Source organism: Ruegeria sp. SCSIO 43209 (assembly GCF_019904295.1).
GTDB lineage: Bacteria > Pseudomonadota > Alphaproteobacteria > Rhodobacterales > Rhodobacteraceae > Ruegeria.
Genome location: NZ_CP065359.1, coordinates 1,843,096 through 1,856,412, shown reverse-complemented (window position 1 = coordinate 1,856,412; position 13,317 = coordinate 1,843,096). Strand labels below are relative to the sequence as shown.

Sequence of the window (13,317 nt, the reverse complement as noted above, 5' to 3'; positions counted from 1 at the left end):
TCTCGGGCAGCGCGCAAGCCTAAGGCTGGCGGAATGAACAATGTGATGACATATCCCGGCCATTTGCGCGCAATCGCGGTGCTGGGCCTGCCATTGATTGGCGGGCATCTGGCACAGTATGCGATTGGTTTGACCGATACCGTCATGCTAGGTTGGTACGGGGTCGAGGCGTTGGCTGCCGTGACGCTGGCCAACAGCTATTACTTCGTCCTGTTCCTGTTTGGTGCCGGGTTTGGGTGGGCCGTAATGCCAATGGTGGCGACCGCTGCCGCCGAGGAGAATGAGACCAGCATTCGCCGCTCCACTCGTATGGGTCTGTGGCTATCACTGATCTATGCGACGGTGATGATGCCCCTTTTGTGGTGGTCCCATCCGATCCTGATTGCTTTGAAGCAAGAGCCGCAAGTCGCTGAAACTGCGTCAGTATACCTGCGGGTCGCGGGGTGGGGCTTGTTCCCGGCGCTGTTGGTGATGGTCCTGAAGTCCTATTTGGCCGCGCTTGAGCGGACGCAGATTGTGCTGTGGATCACGATTGTTGCAGCTGTGGTCAATGGCGTGACCAACTATGCGCTGATCTTCGGAAACTGGGGCGCGCCCGAACTTGGGGTGATTGGTGCGGCTATCGCGTCAGTGGTGACGCAGATCGTATCATTGGTGGCGGTCGTGATTTATGCGGTGCGTGCGTTGCCGGAACACAGCTTGTTTCAGCGGTTTTGGCGCCCGGATTGGGAGATGTTCATGAGCGTGCTGCGTTTGGGCGTTCCCATCGGTCTGACGACACTGGCGGAGGTGTCGTTATTCGCGATCTCTGCTGTCATGATGGGCTGGTTGGGTCCAGTGCCGCTGGCAGCTCACGGGATTGCGTTGAACCTCGCCTCAGCGACGTTCATGGTTCATTTGGGCCTGTCTAATGTGGCGACTATTCGGGCGGGCAACGCGTTGGGTCGACGGGATCGGGCGCATCTTGAGAAAGGCGCGATTACGGTGACCGGGATGTCGTTGATCGTGTCGGTCTTGACAATTGTTCTGTTCCTGACATGCGCTGAGCCCCTGATCTCGCTGTTTATGGAGGCCGATGATCCGCAGCGGCCACAGATCCTGCTAATCGGCACTGGCCTGCTGGCGATGGCTGCGTTGTTCCAGCTGGTCGATGGGGCGCAGGTCATCGCACTAGGCCTGTTGCGAGGTTTGCAGGATGCAAAAGTACCGATGGTGATGGCCGCACTCAGCTATTGGGTGATCGGTATCCCCGCTTCGTACTATTTCGGCTTTGTTCGAGGTATGGAGGGGATCGGAGTCTGGCTTGGCCTCGTGATTGGCCTCGCTTGTGCTGCCGTATTGTTGATGGCGCGCTTCTGGCTAAGGTCGGTGCGCGATGTAGGAGAAGTTCCCGCCTAGGGGATCATTCTTTGCTCATCCGGTCGGATTTCTTTCGAACAAGTACCGACCGCAAGTCGTGCATTGCCATTAGCAATGGGTCGGTCACGTCCTCTAATTGCGCATCCGTTGCTTTAGACTGAGCCCATTGCGTGGTCAGATTCAGGTAGTCAACCGCACGGTGAATATCATCCATATCGCGGCGGGATAGCAGGGCTTTGCGCTCTTCCATCCAGCGCGCGATTTCATCGTTGTCGGCGTCGCTTAGTACACGCTGGCCCTGCGGTTTGACCTCGCCATTGCGGATGTTGATGACCGCGATCTGTTCCATCTCGATCCGGCGATGGCGATTTTCCGTGTCGATCCTGAACACCGCTGCCCCATTTTCGCGCACGCGGAAATAGTATTCAGGCAGGGCTGTGGACATAACAAACTCCGGTATCAGGTGAGCTCGGCGCAAAAACGTTGGATGCGTGTGCAGGCTTCAGTCAGGGCTTCATCAGAGGTCGCATAGCTGACGCGGAAATTGGGGGACAGACCAAAAGCAGCGCCAAACACAACCGCCACGTCGGCCTCTTCCAGCAGGGCGATTGCGAAGGTTTCGTCCGAATCTATCACAGTGCCCGCGGGTGTGGTTTTCCCGATCAAGCCTGCAATTGATGGATAGACGTAGAACGCGCCTTCGGGTGTCGGGCACGAGATACCGTCGATTTGGCTGAGCATGTCGACGACCAGATCGCGACGGCGTTTGAAGATCTCATTATTCGGCGCAAGGAATGCTTGAGTTCCATTCAGAGCCTCGACTGCTGCCCATTGGCTGACCGAACTGGGATTCGAAGTTGATTGAGATTGCACCTTGCGCATCGCGGCGATCAACTCGACCGGGCCTGCCGCATAGCCAATACGCCAACCGGTCATGGCATAGGCTTTGGAGACGCCATTGCAGGTCAGCGTCCGATCATAAAGTCTCGGTTCCACCTGTGCGGGCGTGCAGAACTCGAACCCGTCATAGGCCAGGTGCTCATACATATCATCGGTCATCACCCAAACATGCGGATGCCGCATCAGGACATCTGTCAGTTCTTTCAGTTCAGCCCGGCTATAGCCCGCTCCGGTGGGATTCGAGGGTGAGTTGAAGATGAACCATTTCGTTTTAGGTGTGATTGCGGCTTCCAGTTGATCCGCTGTCAGTTTGAAATTGGTCTGCAGCGAAGTTTCGACGATCACGGGTGTGCCACCGGCCAGCAACACCATGTCCGGGTAGCTGACCCAATAGGGCGCGGGGATGAGGACCTCATCGCCCTCGTTCAGCGTAGCCATTAGCGCGTTGTAAAGCGTCTGCTTACCCCCGGTCCCGACCGAGACCTGAGCGGGCGTATAGTCCAATCCGTGGTCACGCTTCATCTTGGCGCAAACCGCCTGTTTCAGCTCGGGGATGCCGTCCGGAGCAGTATATTTGGTCTTGCCCGCAGCGATGGCGGCCACGGCGGCGTCCTTGATGTTCTGCGGCGTGTCGAAATCGGGCTCGCCTGCGCTCAGCCCGATCACATCGCGCCCGGCGGCCTTCAGCTCGGCTGCTTTGGACGTCATCGCGATGGTGGGCGAGGGTTTTACGCGTGACAGTGTCGCAGACAGGAAACTCATGGTCGGCCTCGGTTTGTATGTTCAGCCCGACTGTCATAGGGTGCGCCGAAATAACGATCAAGCCAATTGAGTTTTACCCTTTGGAGACCCCGATGAACGACGAAACAGACTGGTTCGGACCGGACACCGCAACCTTCGGGGATCGCGTTGCTGGCGCACGCGAAGCCGCAGGCATGACGCAGACCCAATTGGCCCGCAGGCTTGGTGTCAAAAAAGCCACGATCACTTCGTGGGAAGATGATTTGTCGGAACCCCGCGCGAACAAGCTGTCGATGATGGCGGGGCTACTGAATGTCTCGATCATGTGGCTTCTGACGGGCGAGGGCGACGGCATGGACGAAACAAGCCTGCATGGCGATACGGACTCGGAATTGCGCGATCTTGTTGCAGAGCTACGCACGATCCGAGGTGAGATGCGAGCCAACTCCGAGCGTCTGGCTCGCGTCGAAAAAGCGCTGCGTCTGAAATTGGAACGCAATCAATGACCGAGCCGCGTGAGACCCGGATCAAGCGCATGAAAATGCGCTCGATGCGGCGGGGCATCAAAGAGATGGATTTGATCCTGACGGCATATGCCGATCGCAATCTGTCTTCGATGGACGAGGCGGGATTGGACACATACGATGCCTTGCTGCATGAAAATGACCAGGACCTGTATCAATGGGTCTCTGGTCAGGCCAGCCCGCCGGAACCGCTGGCCGAATTGATCGCGGATATCGCGCAAACCTTTCAAAAATAAGCAATCATCAGGCTTAACCGATTTTTCGGGAATTCGCGTCATGTTTTCAGAAACAGCGCGATGAATCGGAGGATTGAATGAGTATGGAGTTACAGGTCACCGCGCCCGGGACCAAGGGGTTCATGACGAGCTATCTTGAGGCGTTGGCGCTGGTCGAGCGTCTTCATCGCTTGCTTCTGGACGTTATCAAGGATGAATTCGAGCGTGTCGGCGTACTTGAGATCAACGCGGTGCAGGCCCTGCTGTTGTTCAACATAGGCGACCATGAAGTAACCGCCGGAGAGTTGAAGAGCCGTGGTTACTATCAAGGCAGCAATGTCAGCTACAATCTTAAGAAACTGGTCGAGATGGGCTATATGCACCATCAACGATGCGAGATCGACCGCCGCTCGGTACGGGTACGCCTGACCCCGCGCGGGCGCGAGATTCGTGACATCGTGTCAGACCTGTTCGCCCGCCATGCCGAAGGGCTGCAAAACCGCGGCGTGATCGGGACCGATGGGATTGAAGAGATCACCGGTTCACTGCGTCGGGTCGAACGATATTGGACCGATCAGATTCGGTATATCTACTGATAGCTTTGATGGCTGAGTTTGGGAGAGCGACAGACCCTCAAGCTCACGGATCAGTTTACGTGTCATCGCATCTTCATAGGCTTCGAAGCCAAGGGCGACTTCGACGAAAGCATCGGGGCCTCGGATGACCCACGCGTGGTAATAGGCGGATAGCTCCCCAATCTCTACCTGGCGAGTGTCTCCTGGATTGGGGTCGTCGATACCGATTACTAGGGCATTGATCGTAATATCAGTGTTTTGCAAAGCGGCTTTTATGTCCCGCGGGTGATGTCCGAGATTGTGTTTACCATCACCGGACAGATCCAGTGTTCGCCGCCAGCAATCGCTTTGGCTCTCCAACATATCAGCACCGTACAACATGGCCGACCCGACCGCCGTTCCCTGCGGCGCTGATGAGCGTGTTGTGCTTTCTAAATGTTGCTGAATTCGACGCAGATCAGCAGTCGAGCGAACATCTGTCCAACCAAGCAAGAGGCGTTGGTGGCCAGGTTCGCTCCATTCGTAGATAGCGATCCGTACAAAGGTGGACGGGTTTGAAAGGATCAGTTGAACCACCTCGGGATGGCGCAACGCCGCCGCAAGGCCACTAAGTTGCAACCTGTACTCACGACTGTCGACCGAACCAGAGACATCCATTCCCAACGCCAAGGCCTGTCGACATTGCGCTGAAAGCGGGTTGGCCAGCAGGCAAAGAAGTGTCGCACACAGGCGGATCATTTCGCATTATCCGGTTGCAACGCACTAAGTTCCAATCCTTTCAATTCCCGTTCCAGTTTGCGACGCATGGCACGCTCAAAATCTTCGAACCCAGCGGCGATCTCAAGAAAAGCTCCGGGTCCGTGTAGAACATTTTTCTGAAAGAACGGGATCAAGTCGATTTCTCCTTCGAAATCAGCTGCATTGATCACCAGACCATTCACGGTCGTGTTTTCGAACGGAAAGTGTTTGTAAGCGATCTGTGGCCCGTAGCCATCGTTGTTCTTGCCATCGCCCGAGATATCGATGGTCTGGAACAGACAATTTGGGGCGCTCTCCATCAGGGTCGCCCCAAAAGCCAGTGCGTGACCCATCGCAGTTGGGAACTCGTCTTCCGATCGCTTCGATGTCCCGATCCGATGCGCGGCGGAGATCAAATTGGCCCGAGTATCGATTATCGTCCAATCCAAAAGCAATGTCTGGTTGAAACTGCCGGACCATTCATAGACGGCTAATGCAACCGGTTGAGGTGAAAGGAAGAAAGCCTCCTGCACCTCGGGCGCAATCAATGCGTTGGCCAGCCCCTGTCGTTGCAGCGCATCCTCGGTCGCGTCCACCGAGGTCGAGATGTCCATGGCCAGCGCCAGCGCCAGGCGGCAGGTCTCGGCCCAAAGGGGGCTGCCCGTGACAGCCAGCCCCAATGCTCCCAGCCAGCGGATCACCAGTGGCCGGTGCTTTCCATGCTAGACCAAGGCTCTGCCGGGGCTAACGCTTCACCATTTTGCAGCAACTCGATCGAGACATTGTCGGGCGAGCGAACGAACGCCATACGCCCGTCGCGTGGCGGGCGGTTGATCACGACGCCATTGTCCTGAAGATGCTGGCAGGTCTCGTAAATGTTGTCGACGCCATAGGCGAGATGCCCGAAATGGCGGCTGTCGCTTGGCAGTGCGTCGTCGCCATCCCAGTTGTATGTAAGTTCAATGGGCGCGTCCTCTTGTCCCGGTGGGGCGAGGAATACCAGTGTGAACCGCGCAGCCTCGCTTTCATAACGACGCGTTTCCTTCAGGCCCAATAGTTCATAAAACGCTATGGATTTCTCAAGATCCTTCACGCGGACCATGGTGTGGAGATATGTCAGCCCCATCGCGACTTTCCTTGCATTGGTTGTGATGCCAAGCACCTTAGCGCGCCTTCATCCCATGTCGAGGGGCTGGCCGGACACAATTCCGATTTAGCGCAATGCGCCGCACATATCGCGGTTCCGATGGCAAGCTTGCCGATATATAGTGGTCGGCGACTCATTGCTGGAAAGGATAATTTCATGCCTCTGTCTGCCGACCAACTGGCCGAGATCGAAGCTCAACGCGCACAGTCGAGCCCGACCCGCCGCGTCGTTGCCGAAGGTATGGAAGATCATCTGTACACGGCGCATCAGGTTCTGGATCACGGATTTGTCCGCGTTATCGACTATATGGGCGACGATGCTGCGATCTGTCAGGCCGCGCGTGTTTCCTACGGCAAAGGCACCAAATCGGTGCAAAATGATGAAGGCCTGATCCGCTATCTGATGCGCCACTGGCATTCGACCCCGTTTGAAATGTGCGAGATCAAGTTGCACGTCAAACTGCCCGTATTCGTAGCCCGCCAGTGGATCCGCCACCGCACGGCGAATGTGAACGAATATTCGGCGCGGTATTCGATCCTGGATCGAGAGTTCTATATCCCGGCACCCGAACATGTCGCCGCGCAATCCGAGGTTAACAATCAGGGCCGTGGAGACACATTGCAAGGCGAAGAGGCCGCGCGCGTGTTGGAGATACTGAAAGCGGACAGTGCGCGCTGCTATGACAACTACGAGGCGATGATCGGTCAGGACGGCCAGCAAGGGCTTGCGCGTGAACTGGCGCGGATGAACCTTCCAGCCAACATTTATACGCAATGGTATTGGAAGGTGGACTTGCACAACTTGTTCCACTTCTTGCGTCTGCGTGCCGACCCGCACGCGCAGTACGAAATCCGCGTTTACGCAGATACCATGTGCAAGATTGTCGCCGACTGGGTACCGTTTGCCTACCGCGCGTTTGAGGACTACCGCCTTGGCGCAGTCAACCTCTCGGCGCAGATGGTGACCTGCTTGCGTCGGATGCTCAGCGGTGAAGATGTCACTCAGGAAAACTCAGGCATGACCGCACGGGAATGGCGTGAGTTTGAGGCTGTTATCCGAGAGGGTTGATTCAACAGAAAACCGAGCACGTCCCAAGGTGGGCGCGTTCACTAGGGTTTGCGGTTAACGGCCTGAAATTGGCCGTCAACCTTCTTTTATCTTTCCCGCCGGGGCGGGCTGTGCCTTACAGCGGCTTCAAATCAGCAGCCATTTGGCGGCCGTCACGTCCGTCCTGCAACTCGTACGAGACTTTCTGATTGTCAGCGAGTCCGGTCAGACCGGATCGTTCTACGGCCGAGATATGAACAAACACATCTTTGCCCCCTTCGTCGGGCGCAATAAAACCATAGCCTTTGGTTGTATTAAACCATTTCACGGTGCCGGTTGGCATTTCCCGTGTCTCCTTCTACTTACAAGTTGTCCCACAAATTGGTGGGGGCCTTGGCTGGCAAAACCGCCACACGTCACTGTTCGCCCTCACGATACAGCCCGGGTCGCGTGTTTCGCCTTTTTCAACATTACACGGTGAAGTAAAAAATCAAGAATAACTGGGGCAACCTGATGGGTTTGTCTAAATTTGCAGCGATTACAGGATTAGTTAGATAATGCAGCTATATGGGTTAAAAACTTGCGATACGTGCCGTAAGGCATTGAAACTGCTTCCAGATGCGGTTTTCGTTGATGTCCGCGCGCAAGGGGTTCCCGAAAATGTGCTGTCCGAGGCGTACGAGACTTTCGGCAAAGCCTTGCTCAATACGCGATCAACAACCTGGCGGGGATTGGATGATGACACACGCAATCGACCGGTGCTCGCGCTGTTGGCTGATCATCCGACCCTGATGAAACGCCCACTGATAGTATCCAATGGTCAGATGTATCTGGGCTGGACGCCTGAAACCCGTCAGGCCCTTGGTGTTGCCTGAAGAACTGCTTATGTGACACGGGCAACAAGCGGAGACCTGTGAATGCGAAACGCTGCCATGATTTTAGGCGTCATTGCCGGGCTGATCGGGATGATCGTCGGTTTTTTTGGCTACGGCTTTGTGGAACTGATCGACCAGTTTGGTGAGATCGAAGGCATTGCCGAGCAGGTAGAGAACCCCGAGTTGATCCAGACGGCTTCGATCGTGGCGCCTTTGTTGGCAATCGTTGGCGGGGCGATGGCCCATTCTCGAGCGCTGATTGCGGGCATTTTGCTGCTGATTTCTGCGGCTGGGATGTACTATGCCTTTGGCTTCGGCGTTTTCACCATGTTCCCGATTGCCTTTGCAGGCGTAGCAGGGTTGCTTGGGCTCGCCGCAGGAAAACCGGACGAGCCCAAGGCACATTTCTAGGTCACTTCAGGCGTAGTAACCGATCCAGAGACAGCGGACCCGCGCCGTTGATCACAATCACCAGCAGCAGGAATGTCCACATCACGCGCTGATCCATCAACGTAATTGCGTTGTCGAACAAGCCGCCCAGTTTGACGCCATGTCCGGTGACATCGGTCAGTGTTTGAACCCAGACAAATCCGATCATGCCAAGCGCGGCAAGGCGCGTCAGCAGGCCGACCAGCAAAAGCACAGGCAGGACAAATTCGGCCACTGTGCCAAAGAAGATGACGACCCGCTGGAAAAAGGTCATCTGAGTCACATCATACAGCACCGCCTCTGCAGCTTTGGGAAAGATCTGACCGAAGGCTCCGGCCGATGGCGAAAAGATTGAGCCGTCGATTTTCAGCGTGGCCGAGTTCCAGTAGTAGACGAACAACACGGCGATAAAGACCACCCGAGCCAGGGTTGGTGTCAGCCAACCGGACGCGTGATCCGCTTTTTCCATCGCATTATTGTAAGTTGAGATCAGGGCAGTCATGTGTCCAGCCTTTCGATAGTCACAGAAGTTATTGCACCGCCCTGCAAAAGCAGTGCCAGAGTGGTTCCAAGATCAAATTCGGGTGTTTCGGCCATGGTGGATTCAAATGCCTCACCGATGGATTTGCCATCCTGAATCAGCGCGATCCATGCCGCACCACCCGGTAGCAATGGGTGTGGGGCAGGGTCGTATTCGGGACGCATGATCAAAATATCCTGAGCGCCCGCCTCAGGTTTCGGCGCGCCTTCTTCGGTGTTAAATAGCCAGATCGAATGTACGGGCCAGCTTGAACGCAACACCTGCACCGACGGCGCGAGGGTCAGTTTGGCTTGCATCAAATCTTCCGGTGGCAAGCTGAGCGCTTCGGCATCTATGGGTTGTCGATCAGCGGCGTGGTAAGCCCTACGCAGCGCCAGTTCCAGACGGGCAACATCCGGCAGGTAGCCCAGATGCGACAACTGCTCCATTCCTTCCAGAAATTTAGGGAATTCCTCGCCGTAAAACATCATCAGGGGTGAGGACGGCGGGTGCTGGCGCAAGAATATTCCAGCCAGCCCGTCCATATTCTGGGGGCCCAGAAGTTTTGTGATGACCGGGAAGGCTTGATGCATCGCCTCGGTCAGCGAGACGGCGACGTTGTTGCGATAGACGCTGAAGCGACGACCAGCGGGCTGCGCCTCGGCGTCCAGCAACCCATCGGGAATGGGCTTGTTGGCATCTAGCAGTGCCATGTGGAATGTCGTTTGCGACACGCTCATGCGGGCACGCGATCCAGCGCTTTTTGCGCGCGCTCGGCTTCGGCCCGTAACACTGGCCAGTCCGGCACATCGGTGTCCCATTCAATCAACAGGGGTTTGGGGCCGGATTTGTCCAGAACGTAGTCCAGCAGGGACCAGACCGGATCAACGACCTCGCGCCCGTGGCTGTCGATCAGTAAAGGATGCCCATGATCGTCTTCGTCTTCGTCATGACCGCCCAGGTGAATCTCACCGACTTGGTCCAGCGGGTAGGAATCAATATAGCCCTGCGGTGAGAAATCTAGATTGGTGGCTGAAACAAAGACGTTGTTCACGTCCAGCAACAGCCCGCAGCCGGTGCGCCGGGTGATTTCGCGCAAGAAATCAGGTTCGGACCATGTGCTTTCCTCGAAAGCCAAATAGCTTGAGGGGTTCTCTAACAGCATTTGCCGCCCGACCACCTCTTGCACCTGATCGATATGGTCGCAAACGCGGGCCAGAGTCGCATCGGTATAGGGCAGAGGAAGTAGATCGTTCAGGAAGTGGCTGTCATGGGTTGACCATGCCAAATGCTCCGAAAAGCTGGCCGGGTTCAACCAGCCGACAAGATGCTTCAGGCGGTCCAGGTGATCTGGGTCAAGTGGCGTTTCGCCGCCGATCGACAGCCCGACACCATGCACTGAAATCGGGAATTGTTCGGACAGGTGACGCAGTTGTGCCAGAGGTCTGCCACCATCGCCCATGTAGTTTTCGGCATGAATCTCTAGCCACGCCACAGGCTTGGCCTGTTCAAGAATCTGCGAGAAATGCTGTGGTTTGTAACCAACGCCCGGTGCTGCAGGCAGCCGGTTCGATCTGAGCGCATTGTCCAACATTTGCAAATCCCCTGATCACGTGGAAAGGGCGGGCGATCCTGCCCGCCCTTTCTGGTTCATTCGGAAAAGCCTTATGCAGGCAGGTCACGCTCCAGCGGCTCAAGCGAGCCTTTGCGATCTGCACCGTCTGCTGTTTTAGGCAGCTCGATGTCGGCGCAGGTGCCTGCGTCAACCAGGGTCCATGCGTTGCCCTGATAGTCGACGGTCGAAGTGCCCGCGCAAGTTGTGCCGGGGCCGGCTGCACAGTCGTTCTGACCCGCCAGAGAAACGCCATAGCACTTTTCTTTGGCCTGGGCTGTTGCGGTTGTGGCCGCGCCGGAAACGGCTGCAGCAACTGCGCTTGCGATAACCAGTGTTTTTGCAGTGTTCGACATCTTGGTAATCCTTGTTAATGACTGCGTATGTCTGCTTGTGACAACGACAAGGTAATGGTTCAGGGGCAGCAGTTGAATTCACGAGCCCGTGTCTCACAACCCCGTCAAAGGTCGTCATGCACCCTTGAACGTTAACAAATTGTTTTTGAATTGAAAAATGATATTTGTTTCAATCCGGCCCAAAACACCGGGCCGGATTTCTAGCGGTTTGCTGCCGAATGTTACAGCAGATCGGGGGGCGTTGCAGCCACGCTCAACTCATTTGTTACAGCCTCAAGCGATTGGACCTGCGTCTGTTTTTCGCCAAGGCGACGGACACTGACCGTGCGATCTTCGACTTCACGGTGACCGACGGCCAGAATGATCGGCACTTTGCCAACCGAATGTTCGCGGACTTTATAGTTGATCTTCTCGTTGCGAATATCCGCCTCGGCGCGGATGCCTGCTGCGCGAAGGGTGCTGACCACTTCGGCCACATACTCATCGGCCTCGGAGGTGATCGAGGCCACAACGACTTGGCGCGGGGCCAGCCAGAACGGCAGCTTGCCCGCGTGTTCTTCGATCAGAATGCCGATGAAACGTTCAAACGAGCCCAAGGTCGCGCGGTGCAACATAACTGGGCGGTGTTTGCCACCATCAGCGCCGATATACGTGGCGTCCAGTCGCTCGGGCAGAACAAAGTCCACCTGATGCGTGCCGCATTGCCAATCCCGCCCGATCGCATCGGTCAGAACAAACTCGAGTTTCGGGCCGTAGAATGCCCCTTCACCCGGGTTGAGTTCCGGCTCGATCCCAGCCGCGCGGGTTGCGCTGAGCAGGGCGGCTTCAGCCTTGTCCCAAACTTCGTCCGATCCTGAGCGTTTTTCCGGCCGGTCCGAGAATTTGACCGAGAAGTTCTCAAACCCGAGGTCTTTGTAGATCCCGGACAGGAACCGAATGAATTCAGCGGTCTCGGATTCGATCTGGTCTTCGGTGCAGAAGATATGGCCATCATCCTGGGTAAAGCCGCGTACGCGCATGATGCCGTGCAGCGCGCCTGAAGGTTCGTACCGGTTACACGATCCGAACTCGGCCATGCGCAGAGGAAGGTCGCGGTAGGATTTGAGACCCTGATTGAAAATCTGCACGTGGCAGGGGCAGTTCATCGGTTTCAGGGCGTTGACCGCCTTTTCCCGTGCATGTTCCTCGTCCACTTCGACGATGAACATGTTCTCTTGGTATTTGTCCCAATGACCCGAGGCTACCCACAGCTTGCGGTCGACGACCTGAGGGGTGTTGACCTCAACATAGCCACCTTTGCGCTGTTGCCGACGCATGTAATCTTGCAGAAGAGTGTAGATGGTCCAGCCATTAGGGTGCCAGAAAATCTGCCCTGGGGCCTCTTCCTGCATGTGGAACAAATCCATCTCGCGACCCAGCTTGCGGTGGTCGCGCTTGGCGGCTTCTTCCAACATGTGCAGATGAGCCTTAAGCTTTTCCTTGCCGGTGAAGGCCACGCCGTAGATGCGCTGTAGCATTGCGCGGTCGCTGTCGCCGCGCCAATAAGCCCCGGCGATTGACATCAGCTTGAACGCGTCGCCCGGCAGTTGACCGGTATGCTGCAAGTGCGGGCCACGGCAGAGATCCTGCCAGTGTCCGTGCCAATACATGCGCAGTGGTTCATCACCCGGGATGGATTCGATCAGCTCAACTTTATAGGGCTCATTATTGGCCTTGTAGAACTCGATCGCGCGATCGCGGTCCCAGACCTCGGTGGTCACCGGGTCACGCTTGTTGATGATCTCTTTCATCTTTTTCTCGATGAGGCCGAGATCTTCGGGCGTAAACGGTTCCTCACGGTCAAAGTCATAGTACCAGCCGTTTTCGATGACGGGGCCAATGGTGACCTTGGTTGCGGGCCAAATCTCTTGCACGGCGCGGGCCATGACATGCGCCAGATCGTGTCGGATCAGCTCATTGGCTTGCGCCTCGTCCTTCATGGTATGAATAGCGATTTGCGCGTCGGCTTCGATTGGCCATTGCAGGTCCCAATGCTGTCCATTCACCGTGGCAGAAATGGCTTTTTTCGCCAGCGAGGTCGAGATGTCGGCGGCGACCTGTGCGGGCGTAACGCCTGCTTCATAGGATCGGGAATTGCCATCGGGAAAGGTAAGGGAGACTGACTGTGAGTCCAGGGCCATATCGGCTCTCCTCGTCGGTTTGGCGCCCACTGAACGCCCGGTTGCGGGTTATGTATGCTCGGCTCATGTGGCAGGTGGGGACACAGGTGTCAAGGGCAG

General features: G+C 56.4%; 18 protein-coding genes. 7 read left to right on the top strand and 11 right to left on the bottom strand.

Annotated elements, in window-relative coordinates; translation table 11 throughout:
- The first annotated feature begins 33 nt into the window (after positions 1–33).
- The gene (locus I5192_RS09335) at positions 34–1,398 is read left to right on the top strand and encodes an MATE family efflux transporter (RefSeq protein ID WP_223116722.1); all 1,365 of its coding nucleotides are present in this window, start codon (positions 34–36) and stop codon (positions 1,396–1,398) included.
- A 4-nt stretch (positions 1,399–1,402) separates the two neighbouring features.
- Here the strand turns inward: I5192_RS09335 and I5192_RS09330 are convergent, their stop codons facing one another.
- On the bottom strand, positions 1,403–1,804 hold the full coding sequence (locus tag I5192_RS09330) for a hypothetical protein (RefSeq protein ID WP_170404825.1): 402 nt from the start codon (positions 1,802–1,804) through the stop codon (positions 1,403–1,405).
- A 14-nt stretch (positions 1,805–1,818) separates the two neighbouring features.
- Entirely contained in the window at positions 1,819–3,021 is a 1,203-nt protein-coding gene (locus tag I5192_RS09325; RefSeq protein ID WP_223116721.1) for a pyridoxal phosphate-dependent aminotransferase, read from the bottom strand.
- 92 nt (positions 3,022–3,113) lie between these two features.
- Between I5192_RS09325 and I5192_RS09320 the strand changes: the two genes are divergently transcribed.
- From I5192_RS09320 to I5192_RS09310, 3 genes are all read left to right on the top strand, one after another.
- On the top strand, positions 3,114–3,506 hold the full coding sequence (locus tag I5192_RS09320; protein WP_170393655.1) for a helix-turn-helix transcriptional regulator: 393 nt from the start codon (positions 3,114–3,116) through the stop codon (positions 3,504–3,506).
- Entirely contained in the window at positions 3,503–3,760 is a 258-nt protein-coding gene (locus I5192_RS09315; RefSeq protein WP_223116720.1) for a succinate dehydrogenase assembly factor 2, read from the top strand. Before I5192_RS09320 ends, I5192_RS09315 begins: the two co-directional genes overlap by 4 nt.
- A 77-nt stretch (positions 3,761–3,837) precedes the next feature.
- Positions 3,838–4,335, top strand: coding sequence for a MarR family winged helix-turn-helix transcriptional regulator (locus I5192_RS09310; protein WP_170393651.1), 498 nt, complete (start codon positions 3,838–3,840; stop codon positions 4,333–4,335).
- Here the strand turns inward: I5192_RS09310 and I5192_RS09305 are convergent.
- From I5192_RS09305 to I5192_RS09295, 3 genes are read right to left on the bottom strand one after another with little or no spacing between them, the layout of a single operon-like run.
- Positions 4,282–5,052: a DUF1194 domain-containing protein gene (locus I5192_RS09305; protein WP_223116719.1), complete on the bottom strand. Its 771-nt coding sequence runs from the start codon at positions 5,050–5,052 to the stop codon at positions 4,282–4,284. The genes I5192_RS09310 and I5192_RS09305 overlap by 54 nt on opposite strands.
- Positions 5,049–5,753 carry a DUF1194 domain-containing protein gene (locus I5192_RS09300; RefSeq protein ID WP_170404841.1) on the bottom strand — a complete coding sequence of 235 codons (705 nt, stop codon included), beginning with the start codon at positions 5,751–5,753 and terminating at the stop codon, positions 5,049–5,051. Before I5192_RS09300 ends, I5192_RS09305 begins: the two co-directional genes overlap by 4 nt.
- Positions 5,750–6,178: a VOC family protein gene (locus I5192_RS09295; protein ID WP_170393645.1), complete on the bottom strand. Its 429-nt coding sequence runs from the start codon at positions 6,176–6,178 to the stop codon at positions 5,750–5,752. The genes I5192_RS09300 and I5192_RS09295 overlap by 4 nt, the downstream gene beginning before the upstream one ends.
- Before the next feature lie 177 nt (positions 6,179–6,355).
- Here I5192_RS09295 and thyX point away from each other — a divergent pair, with 177 nt between their 5' ends.
- Entirely contained in the window at positions 6,356–7,267 is a 912-nt protein-coding gene (gene thyX, locus I5192_RS09290) for an FAD-dependent thymidylate synthase (RefSeq protein WP_170393643.1), read from the top strand.
- Positions 7,268–7,382: 115 nt separating this feature from the next.
- On the opposite strand, the gene I5192_RS09285 is transcribed toward thyX, so the two are convergent.
- Positions 7,383–7,589 carry a cold-shock protein gene (locus I5192_RS09285; protein WP_008758035.1) on the bottom strand — a complete coding sequence of 69 codons (207 nt, stop codon included), beginning with the start codon at positions 7,587–7,589 and terminating at the stop codon, positions 7,383–7,385.
- Positions 7,590–7,803: 214 nt separating this feature from the next.
- Here I5192_RS09285 and I5192_RS09280 point away from each other — a divergent pair, with 214 nt between their 5' ends.
- Positions 7,804–8,121, top strand: coding sequence for an arsenate reductase family protein (locus tag I5192_RS09280; RefSeq protein WP_170422413.1), 318 nt, complete (start codon positions 7,804–7,806; stop codon positions 8,119–8,121).
- 42 nt (positions 8,122–8,163) lie between these two features.
- On the top strand, positions 8,164–8,532 hold the full coding sequence (locus tag I5192_RS09275) for a hypothetical protein (protein ID WP_170393641.1): 369 nt from the start codon (positions 8,164–8,166) through the stop codon (positions 8,530–8,532).
- A gap of 1 nt (position 8,533) precedes the next feature.
- Here I5192_RS09275 and I5192_RS09270 read toward each other — a convergent pair whose 3' ends face one another.
- The 5 genes from I5192_RS09270 to thrS all read right to left on the bottom strand — a co-directional run bounded on the left by I5192_RS09270 (position 8,534) and on the right by thrS (position 13,218).
- The gene (locus tag I5192_RS09270) at positions 8,534–9,052 is read right to left on the bottom strand and encodes a DoxX family membrane protein (RefSeq protein ID WP_170626091.1); all 519 of its coding nucleotides are present in this window, start codon (positions 9,050–9,052) and stop codon (positions 8,534–8,536) included.
- The gene (locus I5192_RS09265) at positions 9,049–9,810 is read right to left on the bottom strand and encodes a DNA-binding domain-containing protein (protein WP_170563450.1); all 762 of its coding nucleotides are present in this window, start codon (positions 9,808–9,810) and stop codon (positions 9,049–9,051) included. The genes I5192_RS09270 and I5192_RS09265 overlap by 4 nt, the downstream gene beginning before the upstream one ends.
- Positions 9,807–10,664 (bottom strand): DUF692 family multinuclear iron-containing protein, encoded by an 858-nt coding sequence (locus tag I5192_RS09260; protein ID WP_223116718.1) that lies wholly within the window; start codon positions 10,662–10,664, stop codon positions 9,807–9,809. The genes I5192_RS09265 and I5192_RS09260 overlap by 4 nt, the downstream gene beginning before the upstream one ends.
- Positions 10,665–10,735: 71 nt before the next feature.
- Entirely contained in the window at positions 10,736–11,038 is a 303-nt protein-coding gene (locus tag I5192_RS09255) for a DUF2282 domain-containing protein (RefSeq protein WP_010439128.1), read from the bottom strand.
- Positions 11,039–11,259: 221 nt separating this feature from the next.
- The gene (gene thrS, locus I5192_RS09250) at positions 11,260–13,218 is read right to left on the bottom strand and encodes a threonine--tRNA ligase (protein ID WP_170421002.1); all 1,959 of its coding nucleotides are present in this window, start codon (positions 13,216–13,218) and stop codon (positions 11,260–11,262) included.
- Between the last annotated feature and the right edge of the window lie 99 nt (positions 13,219–13,317).

What these genes read in the sequence shown, in the direction of transcription:
- I5192_RS09335 (WP_223116722.1), top strand. Translation starts at nt 34, where the DNA reads ATGAACAATGTGATGACATATCCCGGCCATTTGCGCGCAATCGCGGTG.
- I5192_RS09330 (WP_170404825.1), bottom strand. Translation starts at nt 1,804, where the DNA reads ATGTCCACAGCCCTGCCTGAATACTATTTCCGCGTGCGCGAAAATGGG.
- I5192_RS09325 (WP_223116721.1), bottom strand. Translation starts at nt 3,021, where the DNA reads ATGAGTTTCCTGTCTGCGACACTGTCACGCGTAAAACCCTCGCCCACC.
- I5192_RS09320 (WP_170393655.1), top strand. Translation starts at nt 3,114, where the DNA reads ATGAACGACGAAACAGACTGGTTCGGACCGGACACCGCAACCTTCGGG.
- I5192_RS09315 (WP_223116720.1), top strand. Translation starts at nt 3,503, where the DNA reads ATGACCGAGCCGCGTGAGACCCGGATCAAGCGCATGAAAATGCGCTCG.
- I5192_RS09310 (WP_170393651.1), top strand. Translation starts at nt 3,838, where the DNA reads ATGAGTATGGAGTTACAGGTCACCGCGCCCGGGACCAAGGGGTTCATG.
- I5192_RS09305 (WP_223116719.1), bottom strand. Translation starts at nt 5,052, where the DNA reads ATGATCCGCCTGTGTGCGACACTTCTTTGCCTGCTGGCCAACCCGCTT.
- I5192_RS09295 (WP_170393645.1), bottom strand. Translation starts at nt 6,178, where the DNA reads ATGGGGCTGACATATCTCCACACCATGGTCCGCGTGAAGGATCTTGAG.
- thyX (WP_170393643.1), top strand. Translation starts at nt 6,356, where the DNA reads ATGCCTCTGTCTGCCGACCAACTGGCCGAGATCGAAGCTCAACGCGCA.
- I5192_RS09285 (WP_008758035.1), bottom strand. Translation starts at nt 7,589, where the DNA reads ATGCCAACCGGCACCGTGAAATGGTTTAATACAACCAAAGGCTATGGT.
- I5192_RS09280 (WP_170422413.1), top strand. Translation starts at nt 7,804, where the DNA reads ATGCAGCTATATGGGTTAAAAACTTGCGATACGTGCCGTAAGGCATTG.
- I5192_RS09275 (WP_170393641.1), top strand. Translation starts at nt 8,164, where the DNA reads ATGCGAAACGCTGCCATGATTTTAGGCGTCATTGCCGGGCTGATCGGG.
- I5192_RS09270 (WP_170626091.1), bottom strand. Translation starts at nt 9,052, where the DNA reads ATGACTGCCCTGATCTCAACTTACAATAATGCGATGGAAAAAGCGGAT.
- I5192_RS09265 (WP_170563450.1), bottom strand. Translation starts at nt 9,810, where the DNA reads ATGAGCGTGTCGCAAACGACATTCCACATGGCACTGCTAGATGCCAAC.
- I5192_RS09260 (WP_223116718.1), bottom strand. Translation starts at nt 10,664, where the DNA reads ATGTTGGACAATGCGCTCAGATCGAACCGGCTGCCTGCAGCACCGGGC.
- I5192_RS09255 (WP_010439128.1), bottom strand. Translation starts at nt 11,038, where the DNA reads ATGTCGAACACTGCAAAAACACTGGTTATCGCAAGCGCAGTTGCTGCA.
- thrS (WP_170421002.1), bottom strand. Translation starts at nt 13,218, where the DNA reads ATGGCCCTGGACTCACAGTCAGTCTCCCTTACCTTTCCCGATGGCAAT.